The organism is Paenibacillus sp. NRS-1781, assembly GCF_050467745.1.
Classification (GTDB): Bacteria; Bacillota; Bacilli; order Paenibacillales; family Paenibacillaceae; genus Paenibacillus; species Paenibacillus terrae_A.
In genome coordinates this window covers 82,351-99,527 of sequence record NZ_JBITPI010000033.1, presented here as the reverse complement: position 1 = coordinate 99,527, position 17,177 = coordinate 82,351, and the positions used below count along the sequence as shown (strand labels likewise).

The window sequence follows — 17,177 nt, the reverse complement described above, 5'->3', positions numbered from 1 at the left end:
CCGGCCAATTCTATGATGTAGTTGCCTTCCTATTATAGCCTATTCCAAAGGCGCGGAAAAGCTGACCGGAAGCCAGATGATAAATGTCGTCCCTTCCCCTTGGCGTGTAACCACTTCCACAGACCCGTGATGCTCATCTATAATCCACTTGGCAATGGACAAACCCAAGCCAATACCCTCCGTCACCCCGCGCGACTCATCCGCCCGATAAAAGCGGTCAAAAATAAAGGGAACCTCACTCTTGTCCATCCCGATGCCTGTATCACTAATCCGCAGACCTACCTGTCCCTGATAGACGATAGCATCAAACCGGACCGTACCTTCTGGTGTATATTTGAACGCATTATCTATGAAAATGAACAGCATTTGCTGCAAATAATCCTTACTGCCATCCATATAAACGCCATTCAGTATCGAAAAGTCACCCACGTTCCATTCGGACGTCCGCTCCAAAAATTGAGCACGCCGGGCAACCTCACTTACGAGTGGCTCCAGCGCCACCGGGGCCTTCTCGAATGTTTTCCCTGTATCTGCTCTGGCGAGCGATAGCATATCGCCAACCAGACGGCTCATCCGTTTTCCTTCATCCGCCATATCACTCAGGGCCTCCATAGAGAGCTCACGAATCATCGCTTCATCCATATTGGGACGGTCTCCCGGCTCGGTAGTCCACATTTTGAGCAAAAAATCAACGTTGCCTCGGATTGTCGTAAGCGGCGTACGCAGTTCATGGGAAGCATCGGCTACAAAGCGGCGCTGGGCTCCATAAGCATCCTCCAACTCCTTATAAAAAACCTCCGTACGCCCCAGCATCTTGTTAACCGTCGCGATCAGTTGTCCAATTTCATCTGGCGGTCCATCATATTCAATGCGGACACTCAAATCATTACTGGACTGAATCTGATTAGCCCCTTCGATCACCTTGACCAGCGGCTTCATGGACTTGCGAGCTAAAAAGAGGCCTGAGGTCGCAGCGGCGAGCAATGCAAATAACGAACCGTACACAAGCACACTTTGCAGCCTGTTCATAAGCCGATCCTGAGAGCCTGTAAATTGCCCCACCTGTAACAGTCCAACCACTAATCCCAGTTCCTCGGATTTGATCGGTTGCTGATAAATCATAAAGGAATCCCCATCCACACTTACACGTCGAATTCCCTCATTTTGAACCGCTCCAGCCGCTGTGGATGGAACCGGAAAGGTAATATCGAGATTTTTCATATTTTGCGTCGTCTTGGTGACACCGGATGTATAATTATAAATTTGTACATATAGCTGTGATTCATCAATTCCACGACCCTGCACCAAGCCCAAATCCAGATTGGGGACCTCAAACAGTCCTCCTTTGACGGTGAGCAGTAACTGCTTGTTAATACGTGGCGTCTGGTTCATAAGCTGACTTTTCACTTCATTATAGGTGTAATAATATACCAGTCCGTAAATAGCCAGTCCAAACATAACAAGTACTATAGCCAAGATGCTGGAATACCAAGCTGTCAGTCGCCAACGAATAGACATATTTACACATCACCTCTTAAAATATAACCCGCTCCCCGAATCGTACGAATGAGCCGTTTGCCGCCATCCTGCTCCGTTTTTTGTCGGAGCATGGCAATATACACTTCCAGCACGTTTGACTCTCCGCTGTAGTCATAGCCCCAAATTTTGTCCATAATCAGATCACGAGACAGAACGCGCTTCGGGTTTTGCATAAACAAGTGGAGCAGTTCAAATTCCTTTGCCGTCAGCTCCAGCCGCTTGCCGCCGCGAACCACTTCACGCGATTCGTTATCCAGCTGTAAATCTTCGAAGGTCAGTCGATGTCCATTATGATCCTGCTGCTCGGTTTTACGGCGCAGAAGCGCCCGCACACGAGCCAGTAGCTCCTCCAGAGCAAACGGCTTGACGAGATAGTCGTCTGCACCCAGATCCAGCCCCTTGACCCGGTTCTCCACCTCGTCCTTGGCTGTAAGCATCAGAACGGGCACCGTACTTCCTCCCTCCCGCATGCGACGGCATACCTCGAAGCCATCCAGTTGCGGCATCATCACATCCAGCACGACAACATCAGGCTCAGCTGTAAGCATTTTATTCAATCCCTCTGCGCCGTTGGCAGCCGTCATCACTTCATAGCCCTCGAAGGCCAGCCCTCTGCGCAGCATGGACACAATTTTTTCATCGTCATCAATAATCAGAATGGTAGAACGCATACACCATCGAGCTCCTTTATTATCTTCTTTTCACTCTATTGTAGCAGGAGTAGACGCGTGTAGCATCTTGCCGCCGTATACAGCAAGAAACGAAAGGTAACTCCCTTCCGTTTCTTGCCACATTTTCACTTTTAAAGAAGGATTGGATCACTGTTGAAGAGTCGAGCTAAAGTCGTTCTTGTTACCCACTTTTAACTGGACATCCTTTTTCTGTCCTGCCCGTTCAATGTTAAGCGTCAGTGCTGTACCCACTTTTTGCTTTTGAATGAAATTGATCAGCTCCTGTGATGTGCTGTAAGGAGTACCATTAGCTCCGATAATCACATCATAAGGACGCAGATCCGCCTGATAAGCTGGTGATTTGTAGATAATATCCCGCACCACTGAGCCTTCAGTCAGGGTTGTCCCCAATTCTTTGGCTACTTCGGGACTCAGATTCAACAGACTTGCGCCAATGAAAGGAACGGGTTCTTTCGGAATAGGCTGATTATTTTTCAGCTTGTCGACGACTTCCAAAATCGTATTGGACGGAATCGCAAACCCGATTCCCTGTGCGTCAGCACTGACAGCTACGTTCATGCCGATAACCTGTCCTTGCAGATTCAACAGAGGACCACCAGAGTTCCCAGGGTTAATGGACGCATCGGTCTGAATTAAATGTTTATATTGAGTAGGTTTTCCCGTAGACTCACTGTTAATGGTAATCGTACGTTCCTTCGCACTCAGCACCCCGGCTGTTACCGAATGCTCGAAGCCTTCAGGGTTACCGATGGCTACCATCCACTCACCGACTTTAGCATTTTCGGAGTTGCCTAACGTTACTGTCGGAAAGTTATCCTTGCCTTCAATTTTCAGCACAGCCAAATCCAGATCTGCATTTTTGCCCAGTACTTTGGCTTCATATGGCTTATTGGTTCCCTCTACCGTGACCTGGACCACATTCGCGCCTTCAACAACGTGATTGTTTGTCAGGATGTAGCCCGTTTTATCGAAAATAAAGCCGGAACCAATACCAAGCGGAGTCAGTTGTCCGCTGTTGCTGCCATCATTTTCATTGCTGCTGCCGTTGTTTCCGCTATTGCCACTGTCTCCATACTGATTACCGAAAAAATATTGATATAGCGGGTCATTATAATAAGGACTGCTTTGTCTGCCACTGCTACTAGATTGCTTAGCCAGTGTTTCAATTTTGACGACTGCCGGACCCGCTTTGGCCACAACGGATTGAACGTCTGCCGTGCCGGAAGGCATTACAGCCGGAACTGCGTTAGGCGCCTGACTCGTCGTTCCCGAATTAGTCGTTTCTCCGCTTTCAGCTGCCGCCGAAGTCATCGCCGTCTCAGGAGTGAACATATTCGTGCGGTCGGCCGTGTACATCAGAACCGTAATAACCAGCATCCCGGCCAAAAAGGATAGGAAAATCGTCTTTACCTGGGACTTGGGTTTATTTTGTTTAAATTGCCAGTTACCGCCGTTCCGGCCTGAGCCGTCTTGTTGTTGCTCAGCCCCGGCACGATGGTAAGAGGAAGGGAGTGGCCTTACCGCCTGCGGTGGCGTAATCTCAACGTCCTTCTCTACAAGCTTCCCATCCTTGCGTTGTCCATCTGATTGAACCGAAGAAAAAGGACCGTACGAATAGTAATATGAGGAACCGTTTGAATCATTCTGCCGAGTTGTTTTATCGGATTCAACCTGATCATTGTCATCCCGGCGTCCGGAATTATTATTTTTAAATTCGTCCATTGTTTATCTCCTCCCAAACCCTATGCTTCAAGGTGGTGTTGTTTAGCTGACTTTATTTTGCACTTTAAACCTTAATTCCACCTTAAAAACAATTAAAAAGGAGATAAAACCTTTTACTCCATGATCGCTCACGCCTTGTTCAAACACGAAATGCCCCGGATATGAGTCCGGAGCATTGTCAATCGTATATGCTTTTTATTTCGTGTTAAAGTTTTCGTCAAATTTTTCGTTCGGTGTTTGAGCATTATTTTGAACTTTGCTGCGACTGGAGTTTTGTACCTTTTGTGATACAGAGCTTGTGCCGCCTTGATCTGCTGCGAATTCTTCACTATATTTCTCATTTGGTGTCTGGTAGTTGTCCTGAATTTTATTCTGCTCGGACTTTTTCACCTTTTGAGAAACGACACCTACTGAGTTGTCTTGGGCAAATTCCGCTTTGTACTGATTTCCTGCGTTTGACTTGTTACCTTGATTGGTGTACGAATTTCCGCCTTGATTTGCCATAATTCTCAACCTCCCAATATGTTTTTCGGGATAAGCTTTACCCCGCAACATAGTATGTGAAGTCAGGAAGGACAATATACACGAATTATATGGAATCATCCAGCGTAGAAGCCGGAATGGATTTGTGCGTCTCGATCACCTTTTGGAGCGAATTTAGCATCTTCTCCGTACATTTTCCGCTTCCTTTTCTAATAATTTGCACATCCACTTCTTTCTTACCCCACTCAGAATAGACCTGCCGGGTAGTTTTAAAATACAGGTCGATTTTATTGCCTTTGATCGCTGATCCCGTATCTGCTACAATGCCGTAGCCGTAACCTGGAATGTACAAAATGCTGCCCAAAGGAAATGTTTTGGGATCAGCTGCAATCGTGGACAATGTGTTTTTGTCACGACGCACTTTAACACCGGAATACGTAATACCGTAACCCGGATGAGTTGGCCGCTTGCCAGTGGATTCATAGCCTGCTGTATATCCCGTTGCCGTGACCGTCATGGTCGTAATCACCTGCTCCTCCCGCGGAGACAAAACAGGCGTTGACTGCCCTTTTTTATGCTGGACCGGCTCTTTGTGACCGTAAACCTCATTGCCAGGCAATACCAGACAAGTGAGGGTTAACACGGTTCCCAAAATCCGTTTCCATACCAACATGGATCTCATAAAAAACCTCCCCTTGAGGCAAAGGCTTTCCAGAAATCCGTTGGTTTATACGAGCACTTGATTATTTTTGAATATCCTGCCCGGGATAGAGCCTGCTGAGCTTCATTTTATCTTCAAAAATATGCAGGAGCGTCCGCACAATAGGGGTGTGCTCATCATCTGTGTGTAATATAATGGAAGCAGGCGAAATCGAAATGAGTGTACTAACGATTCTGTCCTCGACCTCCATTTCAAGTTCAACCCCTGGCATCTCCACAATAATATCATCTCCTTCAGGTGTCGGTATCGGCACCATGGAGCTATCGAGGATGGTAAAATCATGTCCACCCTGATGAAGCACATGCACCAGTGGAACTTTACTTTCCTGGAAAAACACAAAATATTTGAGCAATCCCATAAATTCTTCATACTGCCGATCTGCCCAAAATTCTTCCATGGCATAGTCGACGATTTCCTCAAGCTCCTTTTTATATGCGTTCAGCCTGAATTGAATAAGCCCTTCCAGATTAACCACGCGCAGCTCCATAAAATCCTTTTCCAGTAAGGCCGCCAGTTTGCCGTGGCGCTTCATACGCCCTCTTCGGCCATCATCCTTTAACAAAGAACGCACCATGCTGCGAATCTGTTCCGTATCCTCTTCCTCCAGTAGCGAACAGGCTTTAGCGAGGATCAGATTGAGCATCCCCCATTCCTTCACTTTGATAATATAATCCGCTATTGCGGAAGCCATGATGCTGTATACACAGGGGAGAAAGCTTTCAAACGCCGGATTGCTCTCTATACCCTTGCAGGTCCATGACACTTTGTTTTCCAGTTGTCTGAAAGTGAATCGAAATCCGCGCCGTGACATATGTAGTCCTTTGTTTCTACTCTTGACCACCTGATAAAAACGGTCGCTTTCCTGATTTCCGTCTGTATGGGTCCACACTGTAAACAGTTCCATTGGCTCACTCCTTTCGATCACTGATTACAGTATATGGCGGGCTCTAAAGGGTTATACGAAGTGAACGACTGGAAACAGGATACAGCGTAAAATGAGAAAAATCAGGTTTCAAAGAGAAGGTTTTGGTGTTATAAAGAATGGCTACAACTCAGGACAAAACCAGAATACGTTTGAATATTTAGGGTTGGGTATGTTAAGGTTATATTAATATGAATTTTTCACAAGAGGGAGGGGATTAGATGTCAACGATGCTGAACATGCTGCGTACACTCATGATTGTCCTATTGAGCCTCGTTCAGATTTTGTCCCTTCCTGTGACGTTTCATGCGGAAGATACTACTCAATCCCTCCAGTTTACTGCGGGATCTTCTCTCATGCCGATTGTTGAAACTTCTTCGTTGGAAACAGACTCCCATGGGCTCGAGCATCACTCCAAACCAGCCATCCGCAAATCCTCTCCGGTCCTTCATCTGGTAATTGCTGCGGCCAAATCACTTCCCTTTGTTATTTTGGTGGCGTTGGTGCTACTATTGAGTATTCCAAAACTGCGCTTGCCTTTTATTCCTGTCATCTACAAGCTGAAAAAGCAACTCTACTTGTTCCCCATTAAATTCACCTCCAGTTATGTGGCTTAACCCCATTTACATGCACATCATATTTGCATGTCTTTTTGTAAAATTTTCCTAATAGTTTAATAAGTAAGTCTGTTCTCTGTCTATTTTCATGCCAATTAATGTAATTTTATAATGTGAAGAAAAGTTCCATGTCACACCTAATGTATGTGATTTATTTCCCATACCAATTTTAAACAAATGTACAATACAGGAGGCATTACAAATGGATATTCGAGAATCTATTTTGCCAGGAATCGGGATTAAATATCGAATAGATACGGAAAATGGCGATCGCCTAGTCATTATTATTCATGATGACGGCAGACGTGAGCTGTATCATTTTGATTATGAGGATTTGGAACAAAGTATTTCCATGACGACCCTAAGTGATCAGGAAGCGCGATTGGTGGCCTCCATAATCGGTGGCATGACGTATAAGCCCAAGCAGCTTGAAAGCGTAGAAATGACGTTCGACGATTTTATTATTGAATGGTACAGAGTCGAACCTCACTATGCCAGTGTTGGCAAGTCCATCGGTGAGCTGGATGTACGCCAAAATTCAGGAGCTACGGTTATTGCCATTGTTGAGAAAAAAGGCAACAAGTATGTAAATCCCGGCCCGGAAGTGATTATTAGCGAAGATGCTACTGTGGTCGTGGTCGGGGAACGTGATCAGCAAAAACGCTTTAAACAAATTCTTATGAACGGAAGCGGGTGATTGGATGGATCATCTGGTATTTGAGGTTGGATTGGCTATTGCTCTGATCGCCGCAGCCGGACTTATTTCCACCAAACTGCGCTTATCGGTCATCCCTTTTTATATCCTGATTGGAATGGCCGTCGGACCACATGCGATGGAACTGTGGCACTTTGATTTCCGATTTATCGAAAGCGCGCCTTTAATTGATTTTATGGGAAGAATCGGGGTGCTATTTCTTCTCTTCTACCTGGGACTGGAGTTCTCGGTAGGCCGTTTGATTAAATCAGGCCGTTCCATCGCAGTGGGCGGCACCATATATATCGGCATTAATTTTACATTAGGGCTGGCGCTCGGCTTTCTAACTGGTTTTCCCATTGCAGAGACACTCGTCATTGCCGGGATCACGACGATTTCCTCCAGCGCCATTGCTGCCAAGGTGTTGGTCGATCTGAAGCGAACCGCCAATGCTGAAACTGAAATGATTTTAGGCATTATTATGTTTGAGGATGTTTTCCTCGCCGTCTACATTTCCATCCTCTCCGGATTGGTTCTCAGCGATTCATCCTCGCTCGGGGGTGTGCTGTTATCGGCACTAATCGCGCTTGGTTTTATGCTCGCAGTTATTATTATCGGTCGGAAGGCCGTCCCTCTGTTAAATCGAATTCTTCGTATTCGCTCCAATGAGGTATTCGGACTTGTTATTTTTGGCTCCCTGTTTCTTGTGGCAGGTTTTTCGGAAACGATTCATGTGGCGGAAGCCATCGGAGCCTTATTAATCGGACTCGTGCTGGCCGAAACAGAACATGCCAAACGGATTGAGCATTTAATTGTTCCTTTCCGCGATTTCTTCGGCGCTTTATTCTTCTTCAGCTTCGGACTATCTATTGATCCACTGTCTCTGGGCGGAAACGCAATCTGGCTTGCGCTGGCAGCAGTCATTCTTACGTTAATCGGTAACATTTGGGCCGGGATGCTGGCTGGACGCACTGTCTCTCTGTCACCCAAGGCGTCGGCAAATATCGGTTTGACGATTGTGGCCCGCGGTGAGTTCTCGATCATTATGGCTAATTTGGGCAAAGAGGGCGGTTTGCTGGATATTGTTCAGCCCTTTGCAGCTATCTATGTACTTATATTGGCGATTATGGCTCCGTTACTGGCAAAACAGTCAAAACCTATTTTTAATATGATGAATAAGGTTTTCAAATTCAAGGACCACCGCCTTCGAAATGAAGAGAGGAACTCGGTGTAACTGAAATGTAAAAGCTGGATACGACAATCCAATAGGAGGGAAGGCTATGCCGCACGCTGTAAAACATGCCGAAGCTCTATGAGGCGGCTTGTGAAGCCCGCTTCGGGAGATGCGAGCAGGTTCCCTGTCTTTTATACGGTGATTGGCGGTATTACGGCATCCGTCGGTCTGGAATTGTTTTTGCATCCGCATGATATGATCGCTGGTGGCGTCACAGGCATCTCCAGACTCATGTCGCTTTATACACAAGAGCATTTTGGATTACTGCTGTTCATTTTGAACTTGCCGCTTATGCTGCTGTATTCTCTGTCGACCCACAAGCCCATGCTACTTCGGGCGCTTCCAGGTCTGTTTGCCTTTTCAGGCTCAGCCATTATTCTGTCCCCTTTCCCGGCAGTGAGTGGCCACCCGGTAGTATGCGCTCTGGGCGGGGGGATCTGCATCGGACTTGGCGCAGGGCTGGCGGCCCGTCACGGAGGTTTGCTCGATTCTCTGGGGCTGAACGAATCTTCCGATGGCCGTCCGTCCAATCTGTTATTGACGCATCGGAAGATTCCGTTGATACAAATTGTGATGCTTTGTAATGGTTTGCTGCTAATTACGGCTGGTTTCGTGCTAGGCTGGGAGCCAGCTCTGTATTCAGCCCTATCCTGCCTTGCTGCCTATGAAACGACCCGACTGATGTTTACCGGTCTGACTCGGATGATTTGCGTCGTCAGCAAGGATCAGCAAACCGTCGAAGAAGCCTTAAACCGCAGACTCCGTATTTACAGTACGCCTGTGGGAAATCCTGCACAGATGGAGGGCAAAAATAGAGGTGAACGGACAGAGGGAAAAGATGAACAGGTCATCGTCTATAGCGTTCATCTATTGGATTTGCAGCGCTTTAAGGCAGTCATCCAAATGGCAGACCCGCAGGCTGAGATTATGTATATGAAGCGATGGGAAGTGTAGCAAGGCCAAGTATATTTACCGTAATACGTCTTTACTCCATTGTCATGCTGGTTGGCAATATGATAAAATATAGCTAAGATGTATACACTAAAAAAGAGTAAGGATGTTGTAGCATCCTTACTCTTTAGCAACAGCCGCTTATAAGGGCGGTGGCTGTTCAAAGATTTGTCGATCGAAATAGACCGTTTACCTTTGGAGAGGGCGGTCTATTTCTTTTTGTTGAAGGAAATAATCAAGATAACTAACGTTGCAAATTGAATCATCAACATCAGCGTATCTTTAACCTCCACAGGCATCACCTCCTTTGCAGGAGACTAGCCGACCGCCCATCTAAGCCATTCTGTTGTTAAGGGATATTATACCATATAGATATTACTTAGAGGAAGAAAAACGCCTGTTTTAAGTCTAAATTTGAGATTAGTACCCTGATACATAGTTTTGTGACTCATCTTCTGCCCTTTCAATAGCTTGAATAAAGGTAAATAAAGGTTGATCTCTTTTGTACTGAATAGCCTTTTCACCTGTGCCCCCTACCGCTCTCCATTCCCAGTAATTATGCACATCAACCGTCTCCAGAAAATAAACTGACAAGGCTTCGATTGGATTAACAGCATACATTTTTATAAAATCCTCGTTGGAAAGTTGATCATACTTAAGATAATCGTTCTTCATTTTATAGAGCAAAATGGATATATCTTGAGCATTAACATTTACAATTCGATTTAAGAATGCATTGCGCCGTTCGACATTATTCAGTATGATTTGTAAAGCATTGCGAATATCACGAGCATCTGGGCCAACGTTGAGTATATTGATTAAATCGTTAGTCGTCAGATAAGAATTAAACGGTGCTGGCTCAATAATATGTGTCCACACATTGTCGTTCCCTTGTTCAAATACTTGAATAGCATCAGAGACATTAATTCTGATAGTGCTCCATTTGCGGTTTAGGGAATCTGTAATATGGTAGTAGTGCAATTCTGTATCGGTATTCGGAGGACATTTATATGTTAAAGTTCAGAATTAAACTAAAAGAGGTTCTAAAAGATCGTGGAATAACTCAGAAAAAAATTAGAGGAACTCTCGGGAGTTCCACAATCCAAAATATCTAATTTGTGCAACAATAAATTTCAAGAACTGAATATAAACAACATCGAAAAAATTGCCCATGCATTACATATCAAAGACATATCTATATTAATGCGATTTGAGGAAAAAGAATAATCAATAATATAAACACATAAAAAAACGCTTATCTACACTAATCCCTCTTCACGGATTAATGAAAGATAAGCGTTTTGTCGTGATTACGCTATATTAACGAAAGTATTCCTAATTTTGCATGATAAAATCATGTTCGATGCTGCTGGCACCGTCAAAGGTACGAATAATATCATAGCGGGTATTGCTTTGTGCCTGCGGCAGAAACGTGAACTATTAGTAGCTTGTTTCAAGATACATCTTAGTATAAGTAGCGGTTGATCATGCGCATAGTGAGCGTGTACTCCCATGCATTTATCCCATCTGATCAAATGAAAGTCCCGTTTCAAGCCGCCGCTGGTTAAACAGCTTCATAACTTGAGCAAAGCTGAAGCCACTCCTCGGCTTTGAAAAGAATCTGCTTAGCAAAAAATATGGACTGCTCGATTATTATATTATGGATGTACTAACTCAATCCAATGACTGATATACTAACGAAAACAATCCAACATTATAGGAGTGGTTGAAAATGGATAAGGTTCGTTACAAGATAAGAGAAGTATCAGACAGTGGCAAAATTGATTCTTTCTTGAATAAAGCGAGGATTGGGCATCTGGGTATGGTTGATGGTAAGTTGCCATACGTTGTTCCGCTCAATTATGTTTGGTCAAACGGAAAGCTTTATTTTCATGGAGCTACAGGCGGGAGACGAAATCAGGTGATGAGTACAAATCCAGAGGTTTGTTTTACAGTTTGCGAAGAATATGGAACTATTACTGATCCAGTACCAGCCAAGACAGACACCGCATATATGAGTGTTATGATTTTCGGCAAGGCTGAGCCTATTGTCGATCTGGACGAAGTTACACTTATGTTGCAGGAAATGATTCGAAAATATGTGCCTGATTATTATAACCGCCCATTAGCCAAACAGCACGTTGACAAATACAGGTCCGCTGTATTCGGAGGTCCAGTTCAGGTATACCGAATTGACCCCTATCATATAACGGCGAAAGAAAATCCAATCGAAGAAGAAAAAATGTATAGACCAGCAAAAACAGTCTAATAGCGGTCTCTAATGAAAACATTTATTTTTGCCAATTTCATGTGTCTATCTTCGTGATCTCCATTCCTGAACCAATATAGAAGGTACTTACATCTATAAAACAGGGTTTGGGATGAAAGTTAAACCAGCCATGTCGAGTAATGACCAAAAGCCATGGATCCTAATCATAAGGACTGTGGCTCTTTACTGATGTTAGAACCAAAAATTTTGATAAGAAGGCATCAGAAATGCGAAAAGCTAAAATACTTGAACAAAATACATGGGTGAGAAGCAGAAAGAGGGTAGAACGAACATGGGCCAATTAGTCGAAGAAAATCTTGAATCCGTACGACAACGGATGGAATTGGCTTGCCAGGCTTCAGGGCGCAAGAAAGAAGATGTGAAATTGTTGTTAGCGACAAAAACCGTACCCCTTGAAAAATTAAAAATTGCCATTCAAGCGGGCGAAACTTTATTTGGTGAAAACAAAGCTCAAGAGCTTTTGGGGAAATTACCGCTTATGCAGCAGTACAACCAGGTGGAATGGCATTTTATCGGACATCTACAAACGAATAAAATAAAAGACGTTGTAAAATATGTCAAGCTCATTCATTCTGTGGACCGTTTGAGATTGGGGCAGGCATTGCATCATCAGCTTTTGAAAGAGAACAAGACCATGGATATTTTGGTGCAAATCAATACGTCCTACGAAGAAAGCAAATTTGGCGCTCCGCCGGAAGCAGCACTGGAGTTAGTTGAACAATTGTCTCAGTTCGAAACGTTAAACATTAAAGGCTTGATGACTATTGGAAAACTGAATGCCTCAAATGACGAAACCAGACATTGCTTCCGATTGTTAAAACAAATTCAAGCACAGATTATGGTAGAAAAATTTCCACGTGTAGAAATAGACACTCTTTCGATGGGCATGTCAGGGGATTTCGAGGTTGCCATCGAAGAAGGAGCTACAATCATACGCGTAGGGACAAGCGTATTTGGCCAACGTTATTTGCCAGACACGTATTACTGGAACGAAAACGCGCGTCAGAACGATTAGGAGAGAGGCAGGAGAGAGCTTATGAACACAACATCAACTTCACTGCGCGGCCGCGATTTAATTTCACCCACTATAGCTGCTTTAATATCTGTCATTGTCAATTATGGGGGTACATTTATTCTCGTATTTCAGGCAGCAAAAGTAGCAGGTCTAAGCTCTGAAATGACCGCTTCATGGATATGGTCGATTTCTATTGGTGTGGGTGTAACTGGTATATGGCTAAGTTACCGATACCGTGAACCGATTATTACCGCTTGGTCAACACCAGGCGTAGCTTTTCTTGTTTCGGCGTTAGCTGTAACCCCCTATCCAGAAGTGATTGGCGCCTATATTATCTCTGCTTTAGGATTTATTATTTTGGGGTTATCGGGGATGTTCGAACGTTTCGTCCGGCTAATCCCTCCAGGCATTGCTTCAGGGCTGCTGGCAGGTATTTTACTGCAGTTTGGCATTTCAGCCTTTGGTGGCGCGAAAGTTGACCCCCTGCTTGTAGTTGTCCTGTTTACTGCGTATGTAGTATTAAGAAGGTTTACATCCCGTTACGCTATCGTGGGTATTTTGGCAATCGGACTTATTTATTTAATTAGTGTGGGGAAAGTAGATTTCAGTAATATCAAATTGGCAATTGCATCGCCGGTATTTGTCGTTCCAGAGTTTTCGTTTCATGCTTTATTGGGTGTTGCATTACCGCTGTTTATTATTACCTTGACAGGACAATATATGCCTGGAATGCTAGTGTTACGAAATGACGGATTTAAAACGAGCGCGAATCCGATTTTGACTGTAACGGGTTTAGGCTCGCTCTTAACAGCGCCTTTTGGTTCACACGCCTTTAATGTAGCAGCAATTACAGCGGCGATTTGTACAGGGAAAGACGCGCACGAGGATTCAACAAAACGTTACATTGCAGGTATTGCCTGTGGCATTTTTTACATTGTTGTCGGCATTTTTGGTGTGACGCTGTCTGCTCTGTTTCTGATTCTTCCTGCTACCTTTATCGCCACCTTAGCAGGATTGGCACTCCTGGGTACAATTGGCGGTAGCCTTGCCAACGCATTAACAGATCCCAAGGGACGTGAGACAGCATTAATTACTTTTTTGGCAACAGCCGCAAATGTTACATTACTTGGAGTTGGAGGTGCATTTTGGGGACTTATTACAGGTTTGACGGCACATATTTTGATACATGGACAGTTTCGAAAAAAGCAGTATAGTACGAATGTAATACAACAAGCCGAGCAGAAACAATAGAAGGCTTGAAATCAGTACAGAAACAGATAAAGTCACAAAGGTATGGCAGATATATTGTGGAGGCGCTTTAATGATGCATCTCGGCGTAGACGGCGTCTTATAAAAGCATCTCCGCAAGGCGATAAATACCGACTTCAATTGCCTCCTCATCTACTTTAGCAAAACCAAGTACCCATCCTTTTCGGTCGCTATTTAGACAATAATTGCTTAGGGGATAAACACGTATTCCTTCTTTGAGCGCTTGGTTCGTCGCAGCTTCTTCGTCAAACGATTCCTCAGCTTCGAGAAGCATGTGCAATCCTGTTTCTACCCCACTGAGTTTAAAACGTTTGTCCAGACCAGTAGCAGCTATGGCCTTTGTCATGGCTGCATGTCTGCGCCGATATACATTTCTGACTCTTCTCATGTGGCGCATGAAATGCCCGTGTTCAATAAAATGAGCAAGCGTCAATTGTTCCATAATTGGAAGATGACGATAAGTGAGTGCATGGACATGAGCAAGCTGTTGGATGGCCCCTTTTGGCCCAACAATCGCCGATATTCGGATTCCAGGAGCAACCATTTTGGAAAAGCTCATCATATATAACGTATTTTGGGGTTGATGGCTGAATAACGTAGGAAGTGGGTCCCCACGATATCGAAATTCACTATCATAATCGTCCTCAACAATCCAAAATTGATGTTGTGAAGCCTTACGTAACAATTGTTGCCTCCGGGGTTCCGACATTATGACTCCAACTGCACACTGATGCGAAGGCGTGACAAAAGTTAGCTTGGATTGTGGGTGAATGCGATCTACCTGTAATCCGTACTCGTCAACAGGAACGGGCACCACATTCATACTCCTATATTTCATGGTCATCCAAGCGGCAGGAAAACCGGGATCTTCAACAGAAACCGTGTCCCCTTCCATTAATAGCGCTTGGGCGATCAAATCAAGGCTATGCTGCGCTCCTGAGGTTAACATAATTTGATCAATATGCACATGGATTCCTCGTTCAAGTGACAAATACCGTTGTATCTGTTCGCGAAGTGATACAAAACCGTAGGCGTTACCATAAGCCCAATTCCCCAAGTCCATTTCTGTGGAGGCTTGTAAAAATGATTGTCTCCATTTTCTTTGAAAATGTTGGTCCAAATAAGGCTCGTGGGGACAGAAATCAATCTCCACATTTTGCTCTTCTTTGCCTCTAAGCCAGCCGTGTAGATGATTGACTGCAGCCTTTAATACAGGTAATTCAGGGGTGACTGGCCCTTGAGGCATAACATCTTCAAAAGAGCCTGTTATATAGCTCCACTCACTTACCCTTGTTCCACCGCGCCGAGATGTCACGGTGTATCCACGGCTGAATAATTCCTCATAAACAATCTGTATGGTTGAGCGCGAGACACCGACTAATAAAGCGAGCTCACGAGATGGGAGTAGCAATTCCCCTGGTGGCCATTTTCCTGTTCTAATATTATGAATCGCTTGGTCTAGAAGTTGCTGCCATAGGGGACGTTGGTCGTTTCGGTTAACTTTGAGCATAAGATTCACCTTCATATGTATTTGAATTCAACATGTGGATTGCTTAAATGACTTATTAATGTATGATTATAACACTCCATTAATTAATATACTATCATGACGATAGCTGCCTTTCAATACGATAGTATTTAGAAAAAGAGGACAACTAGAGCGTTTCTCTAAACTTTAAGCAGCCAAATCATGATGGAAGCCAACGTCAAAAAAGCTTGTCTATCATTAATCCTTCCATTTGGATTAATGATAGACAAGTTTTGTGTTACGATCGCAAAATAACAGGTTATATGCTCCATTATGTGTTAATTTAGTTATGGTGTGTTTGTCTTAATTTTGCATAATAAAGTCATGTTCAATACTGCTGGCACCGTCAAAGGTACGAATAATATCATAGCGGGTATTGCGCTGTGCCGGAACATGACCCGTTTCACGAATCAGCTGTAAAATGGATTCGATGTTGACTTTGTACGTTGCACCTGCGGCGGAAACGACGTTTTCCTCAATCATCGTACTGCCGAAGTCGTCGCAACCGTAATACAGTGATTTTTTACCGATCTCTGGTCCCATCGTTACCCACGAAGACTGAATATGCTTGATGTTATCCAGTACAAGACGGCTGATTGCAACAGTCTTCAAATATTCCTCTGGCGTCTGGCGTTCCTTTTTCAGGTTCGTATTATCCGGTTGGAAGGTCCATGGAATAAAGGCCAGGAAGCCTTCGGAATCATATTTGTTTGCAATGCATTCGTCCTGGGCATCACGAACACGCAATAAATGCAGCGCACGCTCCTCCATCAACTCGCCAAAGCCGATAACCATCGTGGCAGTCGTGTTCATACCCACCTTGTGAGCGGTCTGCATCACGTCCATCCAATCCCGCCAAGAGCCTTTGAGACGGCTGATTTTGCGGCGTGTGCGGTCATCCAAAATTTCTCCGCCCCCGCCTGGCAGGGAATCCAATCCGGCTTCATGAATGGCTCGAATCGTATCTTCCATGGACAAGCCGGATTTTTCCTTCATCTTATGAATTTCAGCCGGCGAGAAGGAGTGCATCGTAATATCGGGAAAACGATCCTTGATCGCTTTGAGCAAATCGGTATAATAACTGAACGGCAGATTAGGATTCACACCGCCTTGCATCAGAATTTCGGTGCCGCCTACATCCTGCGTTTCCTTGATTTTCTGGAAAATCACTTCATCGGGGAGGACATAGCCTTCATCTGAACCCGGTCTGCGGTAAAAAGCGCAAAAGCGGCAGTATACGTCACAGACGTTCGTATAGTTAATATTTCGTCCGATGACAAAGGTTTTGATCGGATTAGGATGCATACGGTTCATCACTTTGTTCGCCGCGTGACCAATCTTTTCTACCTCGTCCGACTCGAACAAAGCAACGGTGTCCTCTAAATTCAGGCGTTCGCTGCGCAGGGCTTTATCTAAAATATGGTCGATTACACTCATGGTGTATCCTCCTTCGCTTTCACAGGGGGACGAAATGAAAGACAGGACTTATGAACGAGAATG

The 17,177-nt window shown here is 44.6% G+C and carries 18 protein-coding genes; 8 read left to right on the top strand and 10 right to left on the bottom strand.

Annotated elements, in window-relative coordinates; translation table 11 throughout:
* Positions 1–39: 39 nt before the first annotated feature.
* The 6 genes from ACIFO6_RS12655 to ACIFO6_RS12630 all read right to left on the bottom strand — a co-directional run bounded on the left by ACIFO6_RS12655 (position 40) and on the right by ACIFO6_RS12630 (position 6,061).
* The gene (locus tag ACIFO6_RS12655; protein ID WP_430040986.1) at positions 40–1,518 is read right to left on the bottom strand and encodes a sensor histidine kinase; all 1,479 of its coding nucleotides are present in this window, start codon (positions 1,516–1,518) and stop codon (positions 40–42) included.
* Between the two features lie 2 nt (positions 1,519–1,520).
* Positions 1,521–2,210 (bottom strand): response regulator transcription factor, encoded by a 690-nt coding sequence (locus ACIFO6_RS12650; protein WP_044647436.1) that lies wholly within the window; start codon positions 2,208–2,210, stop codon positions 1,521–1,523.
* 147 nt (positions 2,211–2,357) lie between these two features.
* Positions 2,358–3,953 (bottom strand): S1C family serine protease, encoded by a 1,596-nt coding sequence (locus ACIFO6_RS12645; RefSeq protein ID WP_430040985.1) that lies wholly within the window; start codon positions 3,951–3,953, stop codon positions 2,358–2,360.
* A gap of 195 nt (positions 3,954–4,148) precedes the next feature.
* The gene (locus tag ACIFO6_RS12640) at positions 4,149–4,457 is read right to left on the bottom strand and encodes a hypothetical protein (RefSeq protein WP_430040984.1); all 309 of its coding nucleotides are present in this window, start codon (positions 4,455–4,457) and stop codon (positions 4,149–4,151) included.
* Between the two features lie 85 nt (positions 4,458–4,542).
* The gene (locus ACIFO6_RS12635; protein ID WP_430040983.1) at positions 4,543–5,118 is read right to left on the bottom strand and encodes a 3D domain-containing protein; all 576 of its coding nucleotides are present in this window, start codon (positions 5,116–5,118) and stop codon (positions 4,543–4,545) included.
* Between the two features lie 61 nt (positions 5,119–5,179).
* Positions 5,180–6,061: a putative sporulation protein YtxC gene (locus ACIFO6_RS12630; RefSeq protein WP_430040982.1), complete on the bottom strand. Its 882-nt coding sequence runs from the start codon at positions 6,059–6,061 to the stop codon at positions 5,180–5,182.
* A 239-nt stretch (positions 6,062–6,300) separates the two neighbouring features.
* On the opposite strand from ACIFO6_RS12630, the gene ACIFO6_RS12625 reads away from it, so the two are divergent.
* From ACIFO6_RS12625 to ACIFO6_RS12610, 4 genes are all read left to right on the top strand, one after another.
* On the top strand, positions 6,301–6,696 hold the full coding sequence (locus ACIFO6_RS12625; protein ID WP_430040981.1) for a hypothetical protein: 396 nt from the start codon (positions 6,301–6,303) through the stop codon (positions 6,694–6,696).
* A gap of 202 nt (positions 6,697–6,898) precedes the next feature.
* Positions 6,899–7,393, top strand: coding sequence for a cation:proton antiporter regulatory subunit (locus ACIFO6_RS12620; RefSeq protein WP_430040980.1), 495 nt, complete (start codon positions 6,899–6,901; stop codon positions 7,391–7,393).
* Between the two features lie 4 nt (positions 7,394–7,397).
* Positions 7,398–8,624: a cation:proton antiporter gene (locus ACIFO6_RS12615; RefSeq protein WP_430040979.1), complete on the top strand. Its 1,227-nt coding sequence runs from the start codon at positions 7,398–7,400 to the stop codon at positions 8,622–8,624.
* Between the two features lie 90 nt (positions 8,625–8,714).
* Positions 8,715–9,578 carry a YitT family protein gene (locus ACIFO6_RS12610; protein WP_430041039.1) on the top strand — a complete coding sequence of 288 codons (864 nt, stop codon included), beginning with the start codon at positions 8,715–8,717 and terminating at the stop codon, positions 9,576–9,578.
* Between the two features lie 206 nt (positions 9,579–9,784).
* On the opposite strand, the gene ACIFO6_RS12605 is transcribed toward ACIFO6_RS12610, so the two are convergent.
* Both ACIFO6_RS12605 and ACIFO6_RS12600 read right to left on the bottom strand, forming a co-directional pair.
* Entirely contained in the window at positions 9,785–9,874 is a 90-nt protein-coding gene (locus tag ACIFO6_RS12605; RefSeq protein WP_007429455.1) for a putative holin-like toxin, read from the bottom strand.
* A 121-nt stretch (positions 9,875–9,995) separates the two neighbouring features.
* Positions 9,996–10,454 (bottom strand): hypothetical protein, encoded by a 459-nt coding sequence (locus tag ACIFO6_RS12600; RefSeq protein WP_430040978.1) that lies wholly within the window; start codon positions 10,452–10,454, stop codon positions 9,996–9,998.
* A 237-nt stretch (positions 10,455–10,691) separates the two neighbouring features.
* On the opposite strand from ACIFO6_RS12600, the gene ACIFO6_RS12595 reads away from it, so the two are divergent.
* From ACIFO6_RS12595 to ACIFO6_RS12580, 4 genes are all read left to right on the top strand, one after another.
* Positions 10,692–10,802: a hypothetical protein gene (locus ACIFO6_RS12595; protein ID WP_430040977.1), complete on the top strand. Its 111-nt coding sequence runs from the start codon at positions 10,692–10,694 to the stop codon at positions 10,800–10,802.
* 505 nt (positions 10,803–11,307) lie between these two features.
* Positions 11,308–11,844, top strand: coding sequence for a pyridoxamine 5'-phosphate oxidase family protein (locus ACIFO6_RS12590; protein WP_430040976.1), 537 nt, complete (start codon positions 11,308–11,310; stop codon positions 11,842–11,844).
* Between the two features lie 292 nt (positions 11,845–12,136).
* Positions 12,137–12,880, top strand: a complete 744-nt coding sequence (locus tag ACIFO6_RS12585; RefSeq protein WP_430041038.1) for a YggS family pyridoxal phosphate-dependent enzyme — start codon at positions 12,137–12,139, stop codon at positions 12,878–12,880.
* A 21-nt stretch (positions 12,881–12,901) separates the two neighbouring features.
* Positions 12,902–14,131, top strand: coding sequence for a benzoate/H(+) symporter BenE family transporter (locus ACIFO6_RS12580; RefSeq protein ID WP_430040975.1), 1,230 nt, complete (start codon positions 12,902–12,904; stop codon positions 14,129–14,131).
* A gap of 97 nt (positions 14,132–14,228) precedes the next feature.
* Here ACIFO6_RS12580 and ACIFO6_RS12575 read toward each other — a convergent pair whose 3' ends face one another.
* Both ACIFO6_RS12575 and mqnC read right to left on the bottom strand, forming a co-directional pair.
* Positions 14,229–15,659: a PLP-dependent aminotransferase family protein gene (locus tag ACIFO6_RS12575; protein WP_430040974.1), complete on the bottom strand. Its 1,431-nt coding sequence runs from the start codon at positions 15,657–15,659 to the stop codon at positions 14,229–14,231.
* 321 nt (positions 15,660–15,980) lie between these two features.
* A complete protein-coding gene (mqnC, locus tag ACIFO6_RS12570; RefSeq protein ID WP_430040973.1) occupies positions 15,981–17,114 on the bottom strand; it encodes a cyclic dehypoxanthinyl futalosine synthase in 1,134 nt (377 codons plus the stop codon).
* Between the last annotated feature and the right edge of the window lie 63 nt (positions 17,115–17,177).

Coding starts and splice junctions, on each gene's coding strand:
- mqnC (WP_430040973.1), bottom strand. CDS start 17,114: ATGAGTGTAATCGACCATATTTTAGATAAAGCCCTGCGCAGCGAACGC.
- ACIFO6_RS12630 (WP_430040982.1), bottom strand. CDS start 6,061: ATGGAACTGTTTACAGTGTGGACCCATACAGACGGAAATCAGGAAAGC.
- ACIFO6_RS12625 (WP_430040981.1), top strand. CDS start 6,301: ATGTCAACGATGCTGAACATGCTGCGTACACTCATGATTGTCCTATTG.
- ACIFO6_RS12590 (WP_430040976.1), top strand. CDS start 11,308: ATGGATAAGGTTCGTTACAAGATAAGAGAAGTATCAGACAGTGGCAAA.
- ACIFO6_RS12620 (WP_430040980.1), top strand. CDS start 6,899: ATGGATATTCGAGAATCTATTTTGCCAGGAATCGGGATTAAATATCGA.
- ACIFO6_RS12635 (WP_430040983.1), bottom strand. CDS start 5,118: ATGAGATCCATGTTGGTATGGAAACGGATTTTGGGAACCGTGTTAACC.
- ACIFO6_RS12605 (WP_007429455.1), bottom strand. CDS start 9,874: ATGCCTGTGGAGGTTAAAGATACGCTGATGTTGATGATTCAATTTGCA.
- ACIFO6_RS12645 (WP_430040985.1), bottom strand. CDS start 3,953: ATGGACGAATTTAAAAATAATAATTCCGGACGCCGGGATGACAATGAT.
- ACIFO6_RS12640 (WP_430040984.1), bottom strand. CDS start 4,457: ATGGCAAATCAAGGCGGAAATTCGTACACCAATCAAGGTAACAAGTCA.
- ACIFO6_RS12615 (WP_430040979.1), top strand. CDS start 7,398: ATGGATCATCTGGTATTTGAGGTTGGATTGGCTATTGCTCTGATCGCC.
- ACIFO6_RS12655 (WP_430040986.1), bottom strand. CDS start 1,518: ATGTCTATTCGTTGGCGACTGACAGCTTGGTATTCCAGCATCTTGGCT.
- ACIFO6_RS12580 (WP_430040975.1), top strand. CDS start 12,902: ATGAACACAACATCAACTTCACTGCGCGGCCGCGATTTAATTTCACCC.
- ACIFO6_RS12585 (WP_430041038.1), top strand. CDS start 12,137: ATGGGCCAATTAGTCGAAGAAAATCTTGAATCCGTACGACAACGGATG.
- ACIFO6_RS12575 (WP_430040974.1), bottom strand. CDS start 15,659: ATGCTCAAAGTTAACCGAAACGACCAACGTCCCCTATGGCAGCAACTT.
- ACIFO6_RS12650 (WP_044647436.1), bottom strand. CDS start 2,210: ATGCGTTCTACCATTCTGATTATTGATGACGATGAAAAAATTGTGTCC.